The sequence below is a fragment of the Vibrio sp. Vb2131 genome, assembly GCF_033338535.1.
In the GTDB taxonomy this organism is placed as follows: Bacteria; Pseudomonadota; Gammaproteobacteria; order Enterobacterales; family Vibrionaceae; genus Vibrio; species Vibrio alginolyticus.
In genome coordinates this window covers 256,967-274,357 of the sequence record NZ_JAWOSW010000004.1, presented here as the reverse complement: position 1 = coordinate 274,357, position 17,391 = coordinate 256,967, and the positions used below count along the sequence as shown (strand labels likewise).

The following is a 17,391-nucleotide window of genomic DNA, read 5'->3' as shown; positions in this document are numbered from 1 at the left end:
AGAGGATAAGCACATGGAGGCGCCTTATCAAAAGTCTTGGTTTAAGAAAGGACAAGCGAATCAGAAAGAAGAACGCTCGTCTCGCTTTTCTAAGCATGATCAAGCAAGCAAACTGAGCCAACTTTTAGAAGACCATTCAGTAAACCTAGACGCGAACCAGGAAGGTTTTGTCTCGATTGTCGGAGCTGGGCCGCACGATCCAGACTTGTTAACCGTAAAGGCAGTGAAAGCGATTATGTCGGCAGAGGTTCTGTTGTACGACCGTTTGGTTAACAAAGATATTTTGGAGTTGGCTTCGCCACAAGCCGATTGGATTTACGTGGGCAAACGATGCGGACAACCCAGTATTGGTCAGGAAGAAATCTGTGATTTGATGGTGTCGCTCGCTCAACAAGGAAAGCGAGTTGTACGCTTAAAAGGGGGAGATCCTTTTGTATTTGGCCGTGGAGGCGAAGAGGCGTTAGCACTCGTCAAACACTCAATCGCTTACGAAGTCATCCCCGGTATTACTGCTGCGATTGGGTGTTCCGCAAACAGCTTGATTCCGCTGACTCATCGTGGCGTTGCTCGCAGCGTTACCTTTGTGACAGGGCAAGTGGTAACAGGCGCATTTGAGGCTTGGAGCCAACTGATGCAAAGCGGACAAACGTTAGTCTTATATATGGGGCTAGAAAAGTCATCGCAAATACAAACGGGTTTATTAGGCTCCGGTTTGAGAGAAGATTTCCCTGTCGCGATCATCACTCATGGTTGCAGCCCTCAACAACGAGTGCACGTTACACAACTCAATCAGCTCAATGATTTATCGATTACACTTAAAGGCGTGAGTCCAGCATTGATTGTGATGGGAGAAGTTGTCAAACTGCGCGAACAACTAATAGAAACCGTACAGTCAGTGACGAAATACGAGGGAATATGAGCAGCATTTTGGAATGTATTAGAACAGTCGGTCGTGGCGAACGTGGTAGAAAACCACTGAACTTTGACCAAGCGTTTCGAGTTATGGATGAATACCTAAACGGTGAGTGCGATGACGATCAGATGGCAATGTTATTGATGCTGATTCGTGTACAGAACGAGACTCAACAAGAAATCGCCGGCTTTGTGAAAGCATTCCAATCCCGCATGCCTGCTATTGGTGCAGACATCGACTGGCCATGTTATGCAGGTAAACGTGAAGCGGCAGGTCAACCTTGGCACCTGTTGGCAGCGAAGATCCTCGCCGATAATGGCCATAAAGTGCTGATGCATGGTTATCACGACCGTCAATCTGGTCGTTTGCATGCTGAAGATTACCTCGACAAGTTTGCTATCAAGAAAGCGGAATCAGCCGAAGACGCAAAACGTGTCTTAGACACACAAAACATCGTGTATCTGCCGCTCAGTGCGTTCGCTCCTCAAGCAGAAACCATGATCGGTTGGAAGAATCGTTATGGGCTTAGAACGCCGATTAATACTGTGGTTCGAGCATTGAATCCGGGGCAGGCGACGGTTGGTATTCGTGGTAGCTTCCATCCTGGATTCCAACAACTTCATGCTGAAGTCGAATACGAGATTGGTCAAACCGCTCATGCTGTTGTGTCCTTCAAAGGACAATCGGGTGAGTCAGAATACAACCCGAAAGTAAGCCAAACCGTATGGTTAAGCCAAACAAGCGGCGTGACATCGCACTACTGGACGGAGCAAATGCTGTCTGAGGTGCCAATGCCTGCGAATTGCCCATTTGGGACGTCAGAAGACGACATGAATCAAATGGCGAATACGGTTTTGGCAACGATGACAGTTGTACTCTTTGCTCAAGTGCACGATAGGGAACACGCCTTTGAACATGCGTTTACTTATTGGGAAAACTATTGTTGTGGCAGTTAATCCTGTGACGAGCTAACCGCGAAACGTTGTTGGATCGGAATCCTTTATCTATTGTTTGTGTAAGCTTGTCAGTGATGTATTTATCACTTGAAGTGTCTCACAGCTGATTGGGGCAAACATCAGTGAGGCCTGATGAGTTTACTTTTCGATAAGAAATGAGGACAAGGATAATGGTTCTAAAGCACTCAAATTCTAACAACAAGGCGTCACATCCCATTCCACAAGAAGCTTTCGATTGGTATGACGAATACGCACATGGCAAAATCTCTCGTCGAGAGTTTCTCAACCGTCTTGGTGGCCTCGCTGTTTTAGGTTTTAGTATGACGGCCCTGGTTGATGCTCTGACTCCAAATTATGCACTCGCAGAGCAAGTTTCCTTTAATGATCTTGAGATCAAAGCAACCTATGAAACCTTTGCTTCGCCCAATGGACATGGAGAAGGTCGCGGCTATTTGGTTGTGCCACAAAAGAAGACCTTAAAATCGCCGACAGTGTTGGTGATTCATGAAAATCGGGGTCTAAACCCATACATCAAAGATGTCGCCAGACGACTCGCGAAAGACGGCTTTATTGCTTTCGCTCCTGACGCGCTTTATCCACTCGGTGGCTATCCGGGGAACGATGATGAAGGTCGCGCCATGCAGAAAGAGATGGACAGAGCCAAGATCGAACAAGATTTTATTGCTGCTGCTAATTTCATTAAACACTACGAGGGTGGGAACGGTAAATTAGGCGCTGTTGGGTTCTGTTTCGGTGGATACATCGTTAATATGCTTGCAGCGGTAATGCCAGAAGAGCTGGATGCAGGTGTGCCTTTCTACGGAACACCGGCGGCGCAAGAGATTCAAAAGCAGGTCAAAGGGCCGTTGATGATTCACTTCGCAGGGCTCGATAAGCGCGTCAACGACACATGGCCTGCCTATGAGCAGCAATTGATCGCGAACGATGCGCAATATCAGGCGTTAATGTATGAAAACGTCAACCATGGCTTCCATAACGACTCAACGGCTCGCTACGCACCAGAAGAAGCGGCGCTCGCGTGGGAACGCACACTAGGTTTCTTCAAAGAACATCTCGCCTCTAGTTAAAACGCTTCAACTTTAATTGGCACATTCCTTGTTATGTCTCTCTTAGTGAGTGAGATATAAACAAGGAATGTGCATGACTCAATCAACGTCAAAAACACCCATCATAGTATGCTGTGATAGCCTCCAAGAGCAGGCTCGATTGTCCGGCTTATTGAGCAAAGATTACGACAACATCATCGGCTGCCAATTGGCACAACTAGAAACGTTAATGCAACGAGAACCGTCGGCAAGCGTTGTGGTTGGATGGCAGCAACCAACCGCGGAACTGCGTTTGATCGTCGATTTCTGCCGCAGAAAATCGGCACCACTTCTTATTGTCTTAAAGCAATTATCATCCAATGATATCAATCGTTTATCAGAAAAAATGGACTATGTGCTCATGCCGCACGATAGTGAGTTTGAGCTTCAGCCTTGGATTGAACATGCGACATTAGTGAGAGCGAAATTCGAAAGTATGCAATCGGAAATTGCATCGCTGACCCACAAGATTGAAGAGCGCAAGCTGGTGGAAAAAGCCAAAGGTCTGCTGATGAAGATGCACAGCGTTGATGAAGAACAGGCTTACAAAGCGCTTAGAAATTCAGCTATGCAATCCAGCCAAACGCTCGCACAAGTTGCCAAGAATTTGATAACAACTTTGGAAGTGTTGGATTAGTTGTTCTACCACTTTGGGGTTAGGGTGCGTTTTCTAACGTGGTGCGTGTTGCACTATCAGCAAGCAATAACGGGGAATAACAAACAGCAAGATACGCTAATTTATTGTATTTAAAGTGAAAAATAAGTTGGCACAGTAATTGGATTAGTAGAATTGGGTTTATTGTTGAATCGCTTATCTCAATTATCAACGGCGGTAATTGTAGACTTAGCAACGGCGCTACTGCTCTTCGGAGTAGTGGCGCTTTTTTTATGGGAGCAAACCAATGAAATGGAGTTCGATGCTGAAAGTGTCAGCAATTTCGTTATCGGTATTCACCACGGTCAGCGTAAAGGCAGAGTTGGGTGAGCCAGAAATTGAAGACCTGAAGTTTGGTTTTATTAAGTTAACCGATATGGCACCGCTGGCGGTTGCTTATGAGAAAGGCTTTTTTGAAGACGAAGGCTTGTACGTCACTTTAGAAGCACAAGCAAACTGGAAGGTGCTATTAGACCGAGTCATCGACGGTGAGCTTGCTGGCGCGCACATGCTTGCTGGTCAGCCATTGGGCGCAACGATTGGTGTCGGCACAAAAGCAGAAGTGATTACCGCGTTCAGTATGGATTTGAACGGCAACGCAATCACGGTTTCCAATGATACTTGGGAGCAGATGAAGCAATACATTCCAAAGCAACCAGATGGCAAGCCAGTTCACCCAATCAAAGCGGATGCACTGAAGCCTGTGGTCGACAGCTATCTGGATAAAGGCAAATCGTTCAACATGGGGATGGTGTTCCCTGTATCGACGCACAACTATGAGTTGCGATACTGGTTAGCGGCAGGTGGGATTCATCCAGGTTTTTACGCACCAGACTCAGGCGATAACAGTGGCCAGTTGGATGCTGACGTTCTTTTGAGTGTTACACCGCCACCACAAATGCCAGCAACAATGGAAGCGGGCACGATCAAAGGGTACTGCGTAGGCGAACCATGGAACCAACAAGCCGTATTCAAAGGTATTGGTACGCCAGTCGTGACCGATTACGAGATCTGGAAGAACAACCCAGAGAAAGTGTTTGGTGTTTCCAAAGCTTGGGCTGAGAAGTATCCAAACACGCACATTCGCGTAGTGAAAGCCTTGATTCGAGCGGCACATTGGTTGGATGAAAACGACAATGCCAACCGCCAAGAAGCAGTGAAGATGCTATCAAAAAGCGAATACGTTGGAGCCGATGCCGAAGTTATTGCTAACTCGATGACGGGCACATTTGAATACGAGAAAGGCGACAAACGAGACGTGCCAGACTTCAACGTGTTCTTCCGTCATAACGCCACTTATCCGTATTACAGCGATGCGATTTGGTACCTGACCCAAATGCGTCGCTGGGGACAGATCTCAAGCGAGAAATCCGATGATTGGTACATGGATGTCGCAAAAGAGGTTTACCGACCGGACATTTACCAACAAGCGGCTCAAGCACTGGTTGAAGATGGTGTGTTGAGCAAAAAAGACTTCCCAGATTTTAGTGCTGAAGATGGTTTCCGTGCGCCACAAACACACTTTATTGACAACATCGTTTATGACGGTCGCGAGCCAAATAAATATCTAGAGAAGTTCTCTATCGGGCTTAAAGGAAAAGACAAGGTTTAACCATAACGATAAACGCCACAGGCGAGGGGATTCGCTTGTGGCAACAAGGATGTAAATTTCTTAGGAGTGAGTATGTCTAGTAATGTCATTTCCCTTTTTCCTGCTAAGCAGGTAGTGAACCGAAGTCGGTTGGTACTTTTGCCCGTCATTGGTTTGCTGATCTTTTTGGCAATGTGGCACTTAGCAGCGAGAGAAGTGCAAACCTCATTAGGTACGCTACCGGGGCCTGTGCAAACTTTTCAGCAGTTCAACAACCTTGTCGATGACCATTGGCAAGAGCGAGAAAAGGAACAAGCGTTTATCGAACGTCAGGAAAAACGCAATGCTGCAAAATTAGCCAAAAATCCAGATGCGGAAGTGAAGATTCGTCCTTACACAGGTAAGCCGACGTTCTTCGACCAAATCATAACAAGCCTAGTGACTGTAACTGCCGGCTTTCTGTTGGCGACTGTCATTGCGATTCCACTTGGCATCGTGCTTGGTCTGAATCAAGGGCTGTATCAAGCGTTCAACCCAATCATTCAACTGCTCAAGCCCGTATCACCTTTAGCTTGGCTGCCTATCGTTACCATGGTGGTGAGTGCCACTTACGTGAGTGATGACCCGATGTTTGCTAAGTCGTTCATTAACTCTCTGATCACTGTGGCGCTGTGTAGCTTATGGCCGACGCTGATTAATACCGCTGTGGGTGTAACGAGCGTTGATAAAGACTTAATCAACGTGAGCAAAGTGCTCCAACTTTCGTGGTGGCAGCACATTCGTACCATCGTTTTACCTTCTGCCATTCCAATGATCTTCACCGGTTTACGTCTCTCTTTAGGTATCGCTTGGATGGTATTGATTGCAGCAGAGATGCTCGCGCAGAACCCTGGGTTAGGCAAGTTCGTTTGGGATGAATTCCAGAACGGCAGCTCGGCATCATTGGGTCGTATTATGGTCGCAGTCATCACAATCGGCTTTATTGGATTGATGCTCGATAGAGGCATGTTGCAACTTCAAAAGTGGCTGTCTTGGAATAAACAACAAGCGTTGAGATAAGGGAAAAGATCATGGAAAAAGCATTATTAGATCTAACGCGTTTAGGGATGCGATTCCCAACGCCAGATGGCGAGTTCATCGCGCTTAACAACGTCGATTTACAAATCAATAAAGGCGAGTTTGTATCCCTAATTGGTCACTCTGGCTGTGGTAAATCAACGGTATTGAACTTAGTCGCAGGGCTACACATGCCAACAGACGGCGGCGTGATCGTCGATGGACGAGAAGTAGCTGGACCGGGACCAGACCGCGCAGTGGTGTTCCAAAACCATTCATTATTGCCTTGGCTCACCGTATATCAAAACGTTGAGCTAGCTGTAAAACAAATTGAAGGCAAAAAGGGCAAAGCGTGGATTCAGGAACAAGTGAATCACTACTTGGAGCTGATTCAAATGCAGCATGCCGCGCACAAAAAGCCGGATGAAATCTCGGGTGGTATGAAGCAGCGAGTCGGCATTGCGAGAGCACTGGCACTTCAACCAAAGGTTTTATTGATGGATGAACCATTTGGCGCGTTGGATGCGTTAACTCGTGCGCATTTACAGGATGCACTGATGAAGATTCAAGCCGAGTTAAACAATACCGTCATCATGATTACCCACGACGTGGATGAAGCGGTGCTGCTATCCGACAAAATCGTGATGATGACTAACGGTCCGGCAGCGACCATTGGTGAAGTGTTGGAAGTGAATCTACCGCGTCCTCGCGAGCGTGTCGCACTGGCAGATGATGCGCAGTATCAGAAGTGTCGACAAGCGGTGCTGAAGTTCCTTTACGAGAAGCAATCCAAAGTCGAGATTCCTGCTTCGAAAGAAGGCAAGCCCAAAACCGCAGCGCAAACGGCATAAGGAGGCGGTGATGAATAGTCCTTTAACGATTCCAGTAAAGAACGCATTAAGCCACATTGTTGTGGTAGGTAACGGTATGGTCGGGCAACACCTTGTCGAGCAATTGGTGCAGAAAAATGCACATTTGGAGCACCGAATTACCGTGATTGGTGCAGAGCGCTTTATCGCGTATGACCGTGTACAACTTTCTTCTTTATTTGCGGGTAAGTCTCATGATGATTTGATGCTGAGTAACCAAGAATGGTACGACATGCATGGCATCCAACTCGTACTTGGCAGCCAAGTAACAGGCATCGACAGAGAGCAAAAGCGTATTCTGCTTGATGGTGAAGATGTGCTGGGTTACGACCAACTCGTGCTCGCGACCGGTTCTTACCCGTTTGTGCCTCCAATTGAAGGTAAAGACCGAGACAATGTGTTTGTCTACCGCACGCTTGATGACCTTTCACAAATCAAAAAGGCATGTGAAGGCGCAAGAACAGGCGCAGTGATTGGTGGCGGCTTGTTGGGTTTAGAAGCGGCAAATGCACTCAAACTATTGGGGCTAGAAACTCACGTCATTGAGTTTGCACCTCGCCTGATGCCCGTACAGTTAGATGATGGTGCTGGCTTAGTGCTAAAAGAGAAGATTGAAGCGCTAGGGCTAACCGTTCACACCTCAACGGGTACGGAACGAATCTGCGATGGTGAAACGGCTAAGCATCGCATGGTGTTTAAAGACAAAGATCCTCTCGAAGTGGATGTGATTGTCTTTTCCGCAGGTATTCGCCCTCAAGATGAGTTGGCAAGGCTGGCTGAGCTAGAAATAGGCGAGCGAGGCGGCATTGTGATTAATAACCAATGCCAAACCAGCGATGAGAACATATACGCGATTGGCGAATGTGCCCTTTGGGAGCAGAAGATCTTTGGTTTGGTCGCACCCGGTTACACCATGGCGAGAACCACTGCCGATGTCTTGACTGGTATGCCAAGCGAAGGTTTTAAAGGCGCAGACATGAGCACCAAGCTCAAGCTACTTGGGGTGGATGTGGCGTCTATCGGCGATGCACAAATGCAAACCGAAGGTGCTCAAGAAATGGTCTTGCAAGATGCGGTCGCAGGCATCTACAAAAAGCTGGTAGTTGATGCGAGTGGCACTCAATTGCTTGGTGCGATTCTCGTTGGTGACAACAGCGACTACGATGCGCTCTTACAGTGTTATTTGAACAAAACAGTCCTGCCAGACCACGCGGCGAACCTGCTGTTTGATACCGGAATGCTGGACGGAGAGATGCCAGACAGCGCCATCATCTGTTCTTGTCACAACGTCACAAAAGGCGACTTAGTTGCCGAGATTCAAGCTGGCACCACCAACCTGACGGACCTTAAAGCGAACACCAAAGCCGGTACTGGCTGTGGTGGCTGTAGCAATATGGTGAAGTCGGTATTGGATACTCAATTGGCAGCTATGGGGGTAGAGGTTAACAACCACCTTTGTGAGCACTTTGAGTTAAGTCGCCAAGAGATGTTTCATATTTGCCAAGTGGAACAGATCAAAGACTTCGATACCTTAATTGCACTGCATGGCAAAGGGCATGGGTGTGATATTTGTAAGCCAACAGCGGCATCTGTGTTTGCTTCTTTGTGGAATGAACACATCATGGAGCCTCAACATCAATCTCTGCAAGATTCTAACGATGCCTTTATGGCAAACCTGCAAAAAGATGGCTCTTACTCAATTGTACCTCGTGTTCCGGGTGGCGAAATTACACCAGACAAACTCATCGTGCTAGGCGAAGTTGCTCAGCAATACGATCTGTACACCAAAATCACTGGCGGTCAGCGCGTGGATTTATTTGGCGCGCAGTTAGAACAGCTTCCTGAAATCTGGCAAACCTTAATTGATGCTGGTTTTGAAACAGGGCATGCCTACGGTAAATCGGTGCGCACCGTGAAATCTTGCGTCGGCTCTACTTGGTGTCGCTATGGTGTTGATGACTCGGTCGGATTAGCTATTGAGTTAGAGAGCCGCTACAAAGGATTGCGAGCGCCCCATAAGCTTAAGTTTGCCGTATCGGGCTGTACTCGCGAGTGTGCAGAAGCGCAAAGTAAAGACATTGGGGTGATCGCCACCGAAAACGGCTGGAATCTATACGTTTGTGGTAATGGCGGCATGAGACCACGACACGCTGATTTGTTTGCATCCGACCTATCCAAATCAGAGTTGATCACCATGATCGACCGAGTATTGATGTTCTACGTCAGCACCGCAGATCGCTTGCAGCGTACGTCGGTGTGGATGGAGAACATGGAAGGGGGCTTAGATTACCTTAAACAAGTGATTTTGGATGACTCTCTCAACCTATGTGACTCTTTGGATGAACAAATGGCACGAGTCGTAGATACCTATCAGTGTGAGTGGAAGAGCACGTTGGATAATCCTCAAAAATTGCAACGCTTCCGTCCTTTCTTGAACAGCACGTCGGGCAGCAAAGTCTTGCCGTACCAACGTGTGCGCGGTCAGCGTATTCCCGTGAAACAGGAGGTGTAAATGGCAGCTTTAACTAAAGTGAAATTGTGTCAGCTTGATGACCTAATGCCGTTCATCGGTGCCACGGTGTTGATTGAAGGCGAGCATGTCGCGTTATTCTACATTCCCGATAACGGTGTTTACGCTGTTCAGGATTGGGACCCAATTGGTAAGGCTTATGTGATGAGTCGAGGGATCGTCGGTGATATCGATGGTGAGATGTGTGTTGCATCACCACTGTACAAACAGCATTTCAGTTTAAAGAGTGGGCAGTGTTTGGAAGATGAAGCGTACTGTCTAAAAACTTGGCAAGTAACGGTCGACGATAATCAGGTTTGTTATTTAGTCGAAGAATGATCCTAGAAATTTGCCTGCTCGATATGAGTAAATTCTTAGCGTAAGAGATAAGCGAATAAAGCTCCAGAGACACCACAGTATGGCTCTGGAGCTTTTAATTATTCGGAAGGATTCACTTGTAGTTCGGTATAGCCAGTCGAGTCGTCCATCGCTCTAGTGAACTCAAGCTCTGAGTAAGAATGGATGATCAATTCTGCGGTAGTATCAATCACTGTGCCTTCCAGCAAATGCCCACCCCAAACTCGTCCATCACGATCAGACACCGAGATATGAACGTGCTGATGCTCAGGCGTTAGTGTTCCCATCACAGAGACGATTTCAAATGGCTCTTGTTTGGTTAACGTACTCTCTGCACCTGCCAAACGAAGGTTGAGGTCAGTGACACAACCAACGCATGAAGCAATCGAGCCTGCTTTGATACCATGCTGCTCGACCAATTTCGCTAGGCTCAGCTTTAAGTCCATGCCTTTGGTAAGACGTACTGCTATCACTTCAATCGACATGTCACTTCCTAATCAAAACCAGCAAGCAGGAAAGCGCCGTATCCAAGTCGGCATAACGTTTGGCTTTGCCAAGTACGCGCATACCTTGCATGTTGTTGAGAACAAAACGAGCAAGCTCTTCTGGTTTCAGCGTTTTCGGCACTAAGGTTTCTTTTTGTGCATTGGTCAGCGCATCCGCAATGATGTCGATAAGATGGTCAAACAAAAAATGCCCTTTGCGCAGTACATCATCGTCTTCACCAGCGTGCTCAATCAACGCATTTTGGATAAAACACCCACAGCTGCGTTTGCGTTGCAGATCAGCAAAAGATTTAAGGAACGATTCCAACTCAGGTAAAGACGCGTCGTCTTTTTCCAAATCATTCAGTGACGGTAGCGAGACCTTTTTTAAGTAAGTATCGAGCGCTTCGTAGTAGAGCTGTTGCTTGTCACCATAGGTGTTGTAAAGACTGAAGCGGTTGATGTTCAGTTCGTCGGTGAGATCCGAGATAGACGTGTTCGCAAAGCCCTTGCGCCAAAACACATCCATAGCCACGAGAAGCTTTTCATCTCGGTCGAAGTTGGCTTTTCTTGCCATAAATTACCTGCCTGGGTCTGCTTATTGGGTAATTAAATTGCTTTGGAGGGATGGTACAGAGAACCTCTAGCGTTAGAACTGAACCAATATGATGAATACCCATCTATTCTTGGGTATCAGCCCCCAAATTCATGTGAACTCACAAACGGCATCAAAAATCTCGCTCAGCAAACAGACCCACAACTGTTTGAAAATTTTTGATAGTGAAGTTCTTGACTGATCGTTTATAAACTGACTACAGTATATCCTAACCAATCGGTTAGAAAAAGATAAAAGGATGTGAAATGAAGCTCTATGAAACCGCAATGACTCCAAGTTGTAAGCGAGTTAGCATTTTTCTGAAGGAAATCGGTGGCGAGGTTGAGCGAATTGCGCTGAACGTTCGTGAGGGCGATAACCTATCTGAACCGTTTAAATCGAAAAGCGTGAATGGCAAAGTGCCTCTGCTGGAACTGGATGATGGTACGACGATCTGTGAAAGCGTGGCGATTTGTCGCTACCTAGATGAAGCGTTTGGAAATGATCTGGCGCTGTTTGGTGCTAACCAGCTCGAACGTGCTCAGGTAGAAATGTGGCATCGTGTGGTGGAGTTCCAAGGACTAAATGCGGCATTTCAGGCGTTTCGAAACATGACCGGAGTTTATGGAGACAGAGAACGTTGTGTTGAAGCATGGGGCGAAGAATCAAAACAACGCGTCTACGAATTTCTGCCTGTCTTAGACAAGCGTCTTGAACATAATGATTTTATCGCCGTAGACCATTTTACTATTGTCGATATAACAGGCTTTATCTTGATCAGTTTCGCAATTAAAGGCCTAGAAATTGATGTGCTATCGACGTCGCCAAACATTGCTCGATGGTATAACCAAATTTTAGCTAGACCTGCATTTCAGAGTTAATGTATTGCAGCGAGTGGATGATAGCTCGCTGCTACTACCTTACCGATTCTTAACTCAGCAGGATATTCAAATTTTTTCAGATTTTTCTTATTTTTTCTCCTATCGCCTATAATTGGAAAAACAACCTCAATTTGCTTCGTTGCGTTTTAGAGCCTCGAGCTCTTGGTCCGTAGACGCTCTCTTTCATCATGGAAAGTCTAATAATAGACAAGGAGAGGTCATGAATATTCAAGTGAAAACTATCAATAATATTCTAATAGCCCTGTTAATGGTTTCGGTTTTTGGTCTATTCGCACTGTACCTCAATTACACACAGCAGAATGAACAGATTGAAAGGCTGCAAAGTCAGTTAATCGAAAAAGAGCATCAGATACTAATTTCTAATGAAGCGTTGTCTTACACTCGATATCAACACCAATTATTAGCCGAAGACTACAGCCGTTTTAGAAATGAGCAGTCAGTGACTAGTGTTTTGCGTTAGCCAGTAAAGCAACCGTATTAAGGAGGAAGATGAAACCCATTCTTTTGGTCGATGATAGTAAAACAGTCCTGCTTTACATCAGCAGTGCATTGGAAAAGCAAGGCTATGAAGTGCTTGCTGTTGAAGACGGACGAGCGGCGCTCGAAGTGCTAACCCACCGCCCTGATATTCAGTTTGTGCTGAGTGATTTAATGATGCCTGGAATTAGTGGTATTGAATTGTGTCGCCAATTAAAATCTAAAGTTAGCGAGCGTTACATTTTCTTTGTTCTACTGTCTTCTAGAAATGACCAAAGTTCGATCGTGAAAGGCATTGATGCTGGCGCAGATGATTTCGTAGATAAGAAGACGTCTGTAGAGGAACTTCAGGCCAGAATCCGTGCGGGGTTTCGTACTTTAGAACTGCACAACAAACTCGTTGAGAGAAATAAAGAACTAGATGCGGCCTATCAAACAATTCACCAAGACCTGCAGTCTGCGAGTCATCTGATGGAGCAACTACTCCCTTCTGAATCAACTATCCAAAATATACAGTTTAGTTATGTCTACAAACCATGCTCCCAGATTGGTGGTGATATGTTGGGGTATTTGGAGCTCGATGAACAACATGTTGCGTTTTATGTATTTGATGTTTCTGGTCATGGTATTTCTTCAGCTTTGATGGCTTTTTCTATTCAACAAACGCTATCTCAAAGTCAGGGGCCTGATTCGATCACGATGGAGTTGAGAGATGACGGCTATTGCGTAAGTGAGCCTGCATCTGTGATTGAACGGCTAAATCGGCGTTATCAGCAAACTAGAAACAGTCAACTTTACTTTACTATGGCTTACGCCATTCTTAACACAAAATCAGGGCGACTTAGCTATTGCACGGCTGGCCACCCCAGGATCTTAGTTTGGCGAGCGAGTACGAACACGATGGAACAGATAGGTGACGATAACTTTATCGTTGGTGCAATGCAGCCGATAGAATATAGCGGTAACCAAATTAGTCTAGATGAGGGCGATGCATTGTGGCTTTATTCGGATGGTTTGATTGAAGCGAGGCAGGGTGAGGAGATGTTTTCACTACAACGATTGGCATCGAGTATAAAAGCTGTTTGCACGCTGCCAGTTGAAGATCAAGTGGGAGACGTCTTTAAAAAAGTACAATCTTGGCACAACGAAGATGAGTTTGATGATGATGCCAGCCTTTTACAGGTAAAATGGCATGGTGAGAGGCTCGATTTTAAGGAAAAGAATGTCAAAGAGCGAATTTAAACGAACTTACGGGAGCTCCCTTACTCACTCACGAAGTGCGAGCAAAGACGTTGTTCGGTTTTTGATGGGTCATCAAATCCCCTTAAATGCAATTCAATCATTGGAGCTTTGTGTCGTTGAGCTCATGAATAACGCTTATATTCATTCTTACAGTGAAATAGAAGGCCTGCCAATTGAAGTGGAGTGTAGGGTTGGGGATGACCAAGTGTCCGGTTTCGTGGAACTGAGAGTCTCTGATTGCGGAGCGCCGATCAATGAGAAGACGTTCATCCAACATAAAAATAAACAGATTGAGGCACCTAACTTAATGGATGACGATAGTTGGTCCTCCTCTGGTCGCGGACTGATGTTAGTCGCTCAATTATCTGACCTGTTTAAATTGGAAAAAGGTTTCGAAAACAATACGTTTGTTGTAGTGAAAAGGAATTGGGAGAGAAACTAACAACCAAGCAAAGTCGATTTCCTTCACTTGGTCCCTAGCGTTAATCTGACGGTTGCGTTGTATATCATTGTTATTTTGTATTCGTTGTTGGTGCTGGTGATAGTAACGCCTCCAACTCTTCTGGTGTTAGAATATCACTGATGTTTAACATATTATTTTCATCATCTAGCGCCATCTTTGTACGGCTAAGTAAGTACCTTTTTTGAGTTGGTGTTAGGTCTTTGAGAGACTCAATCAACTCCCTGAAATTGCTATTATTCATTGCCATATTTCCCCCAGTTAAGCCTTGAATTTCTTTATTGCATATTCTTCAAGTAAGCGAAGATTTGTTGATTAATTGCAGCTAGCTCTTCAGTAACTATAGCTATATCTGAGCTATCTGGCGCTGTATCGTTTCTGGTTTTTTCTTCTATTCTTTGAAACGCAATGACCGCGGTGTCTTCTCCGAAACTCTCTAGAATGCCCTTTAAACTATGCGCTAATAGATAGAGTTCTGACCAACATCTGCTTGTATATAGCTCATCTATACGCTCTATATCATTCGTGTGATCTTCAAGGTATGTAGAAAAAACAGTGACGATCAGATCTACGTCGTTATCCATGTATGTATTGAGAACATCAAAATTAATCATGTATACCCCTATTAAACGTTGCGGTAGAGGAATGTTTCGGATAATGAAGGCTTAGCCGAAGGTATGAATGGCATAACCAGTATTTGAGCAGAAATAGTTTGCTTGTCGCTTGAGATAAACTTACAAAAAGAAAGTCATTGTTAAAGATATTTTGACTTATATCCAAACGGCAATGGTCGAAATGTAGGGATGAAAAAACTTCAACTCGCGTGTTTTTAACACAAGTAGCAAAGGGGATGTTTCCAAGTAAAACGCCGAGTCGGTAAGTGTCTTGCAGTCCTAGTTTAAGGCTATCGTTACATACGGACGCCAGACGTTCGCCAACTTTGACTATTCCTTCAGTCAAGGCTAACTCTCCTCATTAAGTACAAGTATAAATTAGCAATCTAGTTGCATATTGGCAAGTAATCTACGGCAAAAAAGGGACTCGCGTCCCTTTTGTATTACTAGCTTTGCTTAGAGTCCTGTTCTATTTGCTTCATAAGCTCGTTGGCTTTCTTCATAGCGCGTCTTGCGCTTGAAGTCCTTCGCTTATTAAGCAATATATCGGAGAAGCGTAAGTATTTATCAGCAGTTTTGAATCTTAAATCGTTAACATCCTGAAAACCAATAGGAAAGTTTTTCGAGAACAGATCCACATCCTTCACTAAGTTATCGAGATGAGTTGTCGTCCTTGCCTTTTCTAGGCGAGAATAAAAGTTTTCAAACTCTTCTTGGAACAGGATTCTAGCGGCATCTTCTGGAAACGGTAGAGGGCTGTTGGAATCTAGCGCTGTCTCATATAATTTCATTTCCAGCACTGCATCTTTCATCGCATTACTTATCTGTAAGTTCTCTTGATGCTCTTCTACGTTTGAAAAGAAGGTGTTCCCAACCTTAATAAGAGCAACAAGTGCAGCTGCGTCTTTCTTTTTGAGTGCTTCAGTGAGGTGCTGACCGAAAACATCGCTAGATAACGAACTTGGCGTGAAAGGATAACCTTGATGAATCTGATTTAACTCATCCTTGAGCTCATAGATGGACTTACTGCCGTCTTCTTTACTGTACCGAGACTTTTCAAGTTGACTGTTGATTTGCCTTGCTATCGAAAGTAACGTGGAGTGCTTGCTTGACTGAATATCTAAGGCAAGAACTTCTATTTTATGTGAGTCAGGGTAGTAGATTTTTGCTTTATCAAGTATGGACTCAATTTCATCATAATTCGGGTAGTTGTTGGCATCAGAATTCAAAACCTGATCAATTTCAGATTCAAACTCGCTGAGAATATAGGTCTTGTGTAAGCGTAATAAGCCAGCCTTAACGACTGGATGTAAGCTTTTTTCACTATCAATCAGTGCCAAACTTTTTTCTGCTGGCGTATCAAGCTGCCACTCTTGTCCGGCAATTTGATCATTTTGCTTGCTAATAACGGTTTCCAAAGTGGCGATGGTTTCTTGTTGCTGCTGATAACCAAATACAATGCCGCTAACTAATAATATACTCGCTGCCGCGCCGCTAGCGATAGGCCAATAGCGCATATTCAATTTGCGTTTCAACTGCTCAGGGGTCAGCTCGTTCGGAATGATGCCAGTTGAAAATACGCTTGAAAATATTGGCCACTTAGATGCGGGCATGTTAGTTGGTTTAGAGACCTTGATCTTCTGTTTGAGAGCTTCATTAACTGGAGTTCTTGCGTAAGGGTGTTTGCAACTCAATAACTCGTAAGCAATACAAAATAGAGCAAACATATCGTCGCTTAAGTTCGGTTCCTTACCGGATAACAGGTTGAGTGATGCATAGTTGGGAGTATAACCAAGCGTTTCAACATTTTCGGATTTACGTTTAGCCGCATATTGATCCTGCTTTAATTGATGAGTTTTAGATACACCAAAATCAAGCAGCTTAACGTTACCCTCAGACGTTAAAATCACATTAGCGGGCTTTAGGTCGGCGTGCACTACACCAAGAGAGTGAGCATATGAGAGTGCATCGAGTACCTGATTTAGGATTGATAAAGTTGCATTAAACTTCAGCCCATGGGGCCTAGAACGCTGTATCAAACTCTCTAATGTTTCTCCGTTAATATACTCCATAACTAAAAAGTATATTTCGCCATCAACACCAAAATCAAAAACCCTAATGATATTAGGGTGGCTTAACCTTTGAGTTTGTTGAGCTTCACGTATTAACATGCGTGCAGTCTCTGGTTGAGAAGCAAACTCTTTCTGTAATATTTTTAACGCAACGTAGGGTGTTTCTGAACCTGAAGATTCAAGAATCTTATCTTTAGCTAAGTAAACATCGCAAAGCCCACCATGCCCAATAACCGACTCAATTTCATACCGATTTTTAACGGTCGTTCCTATTAAGCTTTCGTTAATAACATCTTTGTTATTATTTAATGAGTCATCTTTATTGTTTTTTTTCTTATTAACTAACGGAGTGTTTTCTTTTTGAGACAGTTTTGTATTTGTTTCATTTTTATTTTTAACGGAGGTTTCATTATTAATGAGTTTGGTTGATTTAATTGCATTGTCTCGTTTTTGAGTCTTTACAATTTTAGTTTTATCTCCGCTTTCTTCGTTATTTATAGAATTGTTTTTATTACTGTCTTCCATCACAAGA

Annotated in this window: 18 protein-coding genes; 13 read left to right on the top strand and 5 right to left on the bottom strand. The window is 44.8% G+C overall.

The window, feature by feature from the left end:
* Window positions 1-13 precede the first annotated feature (13 nt).
* The 9 genes from cobA to nirD all read left to right on the top strand — a co-directional run bounded on the left by cobA (window position 14) and on the right by nirD (window position 9,994).
* Window positions 14-919, top strand: coding sequence for a uroporphyrinogen-III C-methyltransferase (gene cobA, locus R7E38_RS07090; protein ID WP_318081715.1), 906 nt, complete (start codon window positions 14-16; stop codon window positions 917-919).
* Window positions 916-1,869, top strand: a complete 954-nt coding sequence (locus tag R7E38_RS07085; protein ID WP_226083057.1) for a glycosyl transferase family protein — start codon at window positions 916-918, stop codon at window positions 1,867-1,869. The genes cobA and R7E38_RS07085 overlap by 4 nt, the downstream gene beginning before the upstream one ends.
* A gap of 170 nt (window positions 1,870-2,039) precedes the next feature.
* On the top strand, window positions 2,040-2,957 hold the full coding sequence (locus R7E38_RS07080; protein ID WP_318081713.1) for a dienelactone hydrolase family protein: 918 nt from the start codon (window positions 2,040-2,042) through the stop codon (window positions 2,955-2,957).
* A gap of 73 nt (window positions 2,958-3,030) precedes the next feature.
* Window positions 3,031-3,612 (top strand): ANTAR domain-containing response regulator, encoded by a 582-nt coding sequence (locus R7E38_RS07075; RefSeq protein ID WP_226083054.1) that lies wholly within the window; start codon window positions 3,031-3,033, stop codon window positions 3,610-3,612.
* A gap of 265 nt (window positions 3,613-3,877) precedes the next feature.
* Window positions 3,878-5,242, top strand: coding sequence for a CmpA/NrtA family ABC transporter substrate-binding protein (locus R7E38_RS07070; RefSeq protein WP_226083051.1), 1,365 nt, complete (start codon window positions 3,878-3,880; stop codon window positions 5,240-5,242).
* Between the two features lie 72 nt (window positions 5,243-5,314).
* Window positions 5,315-6,280 carry an ABC transporter permease gene (locus R7E38_RS07065; RefSeq protein WP_025507436.1) on the top strand — a complete coding sequence of 322 codons (966 nt, stop codon included), beginning with the start codon at window positions 5,315-5,317 and terminating at the stop codon, window positions 6,278-6,280.
* An 11-nt stretch (window positions 6,281-6,291) separates the two neighbouring features.
* Window positions 6,292-7,128, top strand: coding sequence for an ABC transporter ATP-binding protein (locus tag R7E38_RS07060; protein WP_213914829.1), 837 nt, complete (start codon window positions 6,292-6,294; stop codon window positions 7,126-7,128).
* Window positions 7,129-7,138: 10 nt separating this feature from the next.
* A complete protein-coding gene (gene nirB / locus R7E38_RS07055) occupies window positions 7,139-9,658 on the top strand; it encodes a nitrite reductase large subunit NirB (RefSeq protein ID WP_226083048.1) in 2,520 nt (839 codons plus the stop codon).
* Window positions 9,659-9,994, top strand: a complete 336-nt coding sequence (gene nirD, locus R7E38_RS07050) for a nitrite reductase small subunit NirD (protein ID WP_033907001.1) — start codon at window positions 9,659-9,661, stop codon at window positions 9,992-9,994. It begins immediately after the preceding gene.
* A gap of 98 nt (window positions 9,995-10,092) precedes the next feature.
* Here nirD and R7E38_RS07045 read toward each other — a convergent pair whose 3' ends face one another.
* Window positions 10,093-10,497 (bottom strand): PPC domain-containing DNA-binding protein, encoded by a 405-nt coding sequence (locus R7E38_RS07045; protein WP_226083046.1) that lies wholly within the window; start codon window positions 10,495-10,497, stop codon window positions 10,093-10,095.
* 1 nt (window position 10,498) lies between these two features.
* The gene (locus R7E38_RS07040; RefSeq protein WP_009701863.1) at window positions 10,499-11,074 is read right to left on the bottom strand and encodes a TetR/AcrR family transcriptional regulator; all 576 of its coding nucleotides are present in this window, start codon (window positions 11,072-11,074) and stop codon (window positions 10,499-10,501) included.
* A gap of 284 nt (window positions 11,075-11,358) precedes the next feature.
* Here R7E38_RS07040 and R7E38_RS07035 point away from each other — a divergent pair, with 284 nt between their 5' ends.
* The 4 genes from R7E38_RS07035 to R7E38_RS07020 all read left to right on the top strand — a co-directional run bounded on the left by R7E38_RS07035 (window position 11,359) and on the right by R7E38_RS07020 (window position 14,155).
* Window positions 11,359-11,973, top strand: coding sequence for a glutathione S-transferase family protein (locus R7E38_RS07035; protein WP_033907003.1), 615 nt, complete (start codon window positions 11,359-11,361; stop codon window positions 11,971-11,973).
* A 220-nt stretch (window positions 11,974-12,193) separates the two neighbouring features.
* Window positions 12,194-12,454 (top strand): hypothetical protein, encoded by a 261-nt coding sequence (locus R7E38_RS07030; RefSeq protein ID WP_005375908.1) that lies wholly within the window; start codon window positions 12,194-12,196, stop codon window positions 12,452-12,454.
* A 29-nt stretch (window positions 12,455-12,483) separates the two neighbouring features.
* Entirely contained in the window at window positions 12,484-13,713 is a 1,230-nt protein-coding gene (locus tag R7E38_RS07025; protein WP_226083043.1) for a PP2C family protein-serine/threonine phosphatase, read from the top strand.
* Window positions 13,694-14,155, top strand: coding sequence for an ATP-binding protein (locus tag R7E38_RS07020; RefSeq protein WP_005375914.1), 462 nt, complete (start codon window positions 13,694-13,696; stop codon window positions 14,153-14,155). The genes R7E38_RS07025 and R7E38_RS07020 overlap by 20 nt, the downstream gene beginning before the upstream one ends.
* A 70-nt stretch (window positions 14,156-14,225) precedes the next feature.
* Here R7E38_RS07020 and R7E38_RS07015 read toward each other — a convergent pair whose 3' ends face one another.
* From R7E38_RS07015 to R7E38_RS07005, 3 genes are all read right to left on the bottom strand, one after another.
* Window positions 14,226-14,417 carry a hypothetical protein gene (locus R7E38_RS07015; protein ID WP_005375916.1) on the bottom strand — a complete coding sequence of 64 codons (192 nt, stop codon included), beginning with the start codon at window positions 14,415-14,417 and terminating at the stop codon, window positions 14,226-14,228.
* A 34-nt stretch (window positions 14,418-14,451) separates the two neighbouring features.
* Window positions 14,452-14,787 (bottom strand): Hpt domain-containing protein, encoded by a 336-nt coding sequence (locus tag R7E38_RS07010; protein WP_005375918.1) that lies wholly within the window; start codon window positions 14,785-14,787, stop codon window positions 14,452-14,454.
* A 446-nt stretch (window positions 14,788-15,233) separates the two neighbouring features.
* A complete protein-coding gene (locus R7E38_RS07005) occupies window positions 15,234-17,384 on the bottom strand; it encodes a serine/threonine-protein kinase (protein ID WP_226083041.1) in 2,151 nt (716 codons plus the stop codon).
* Window positions 17,385-17,391: the final 7 nt, after the last annotated feature.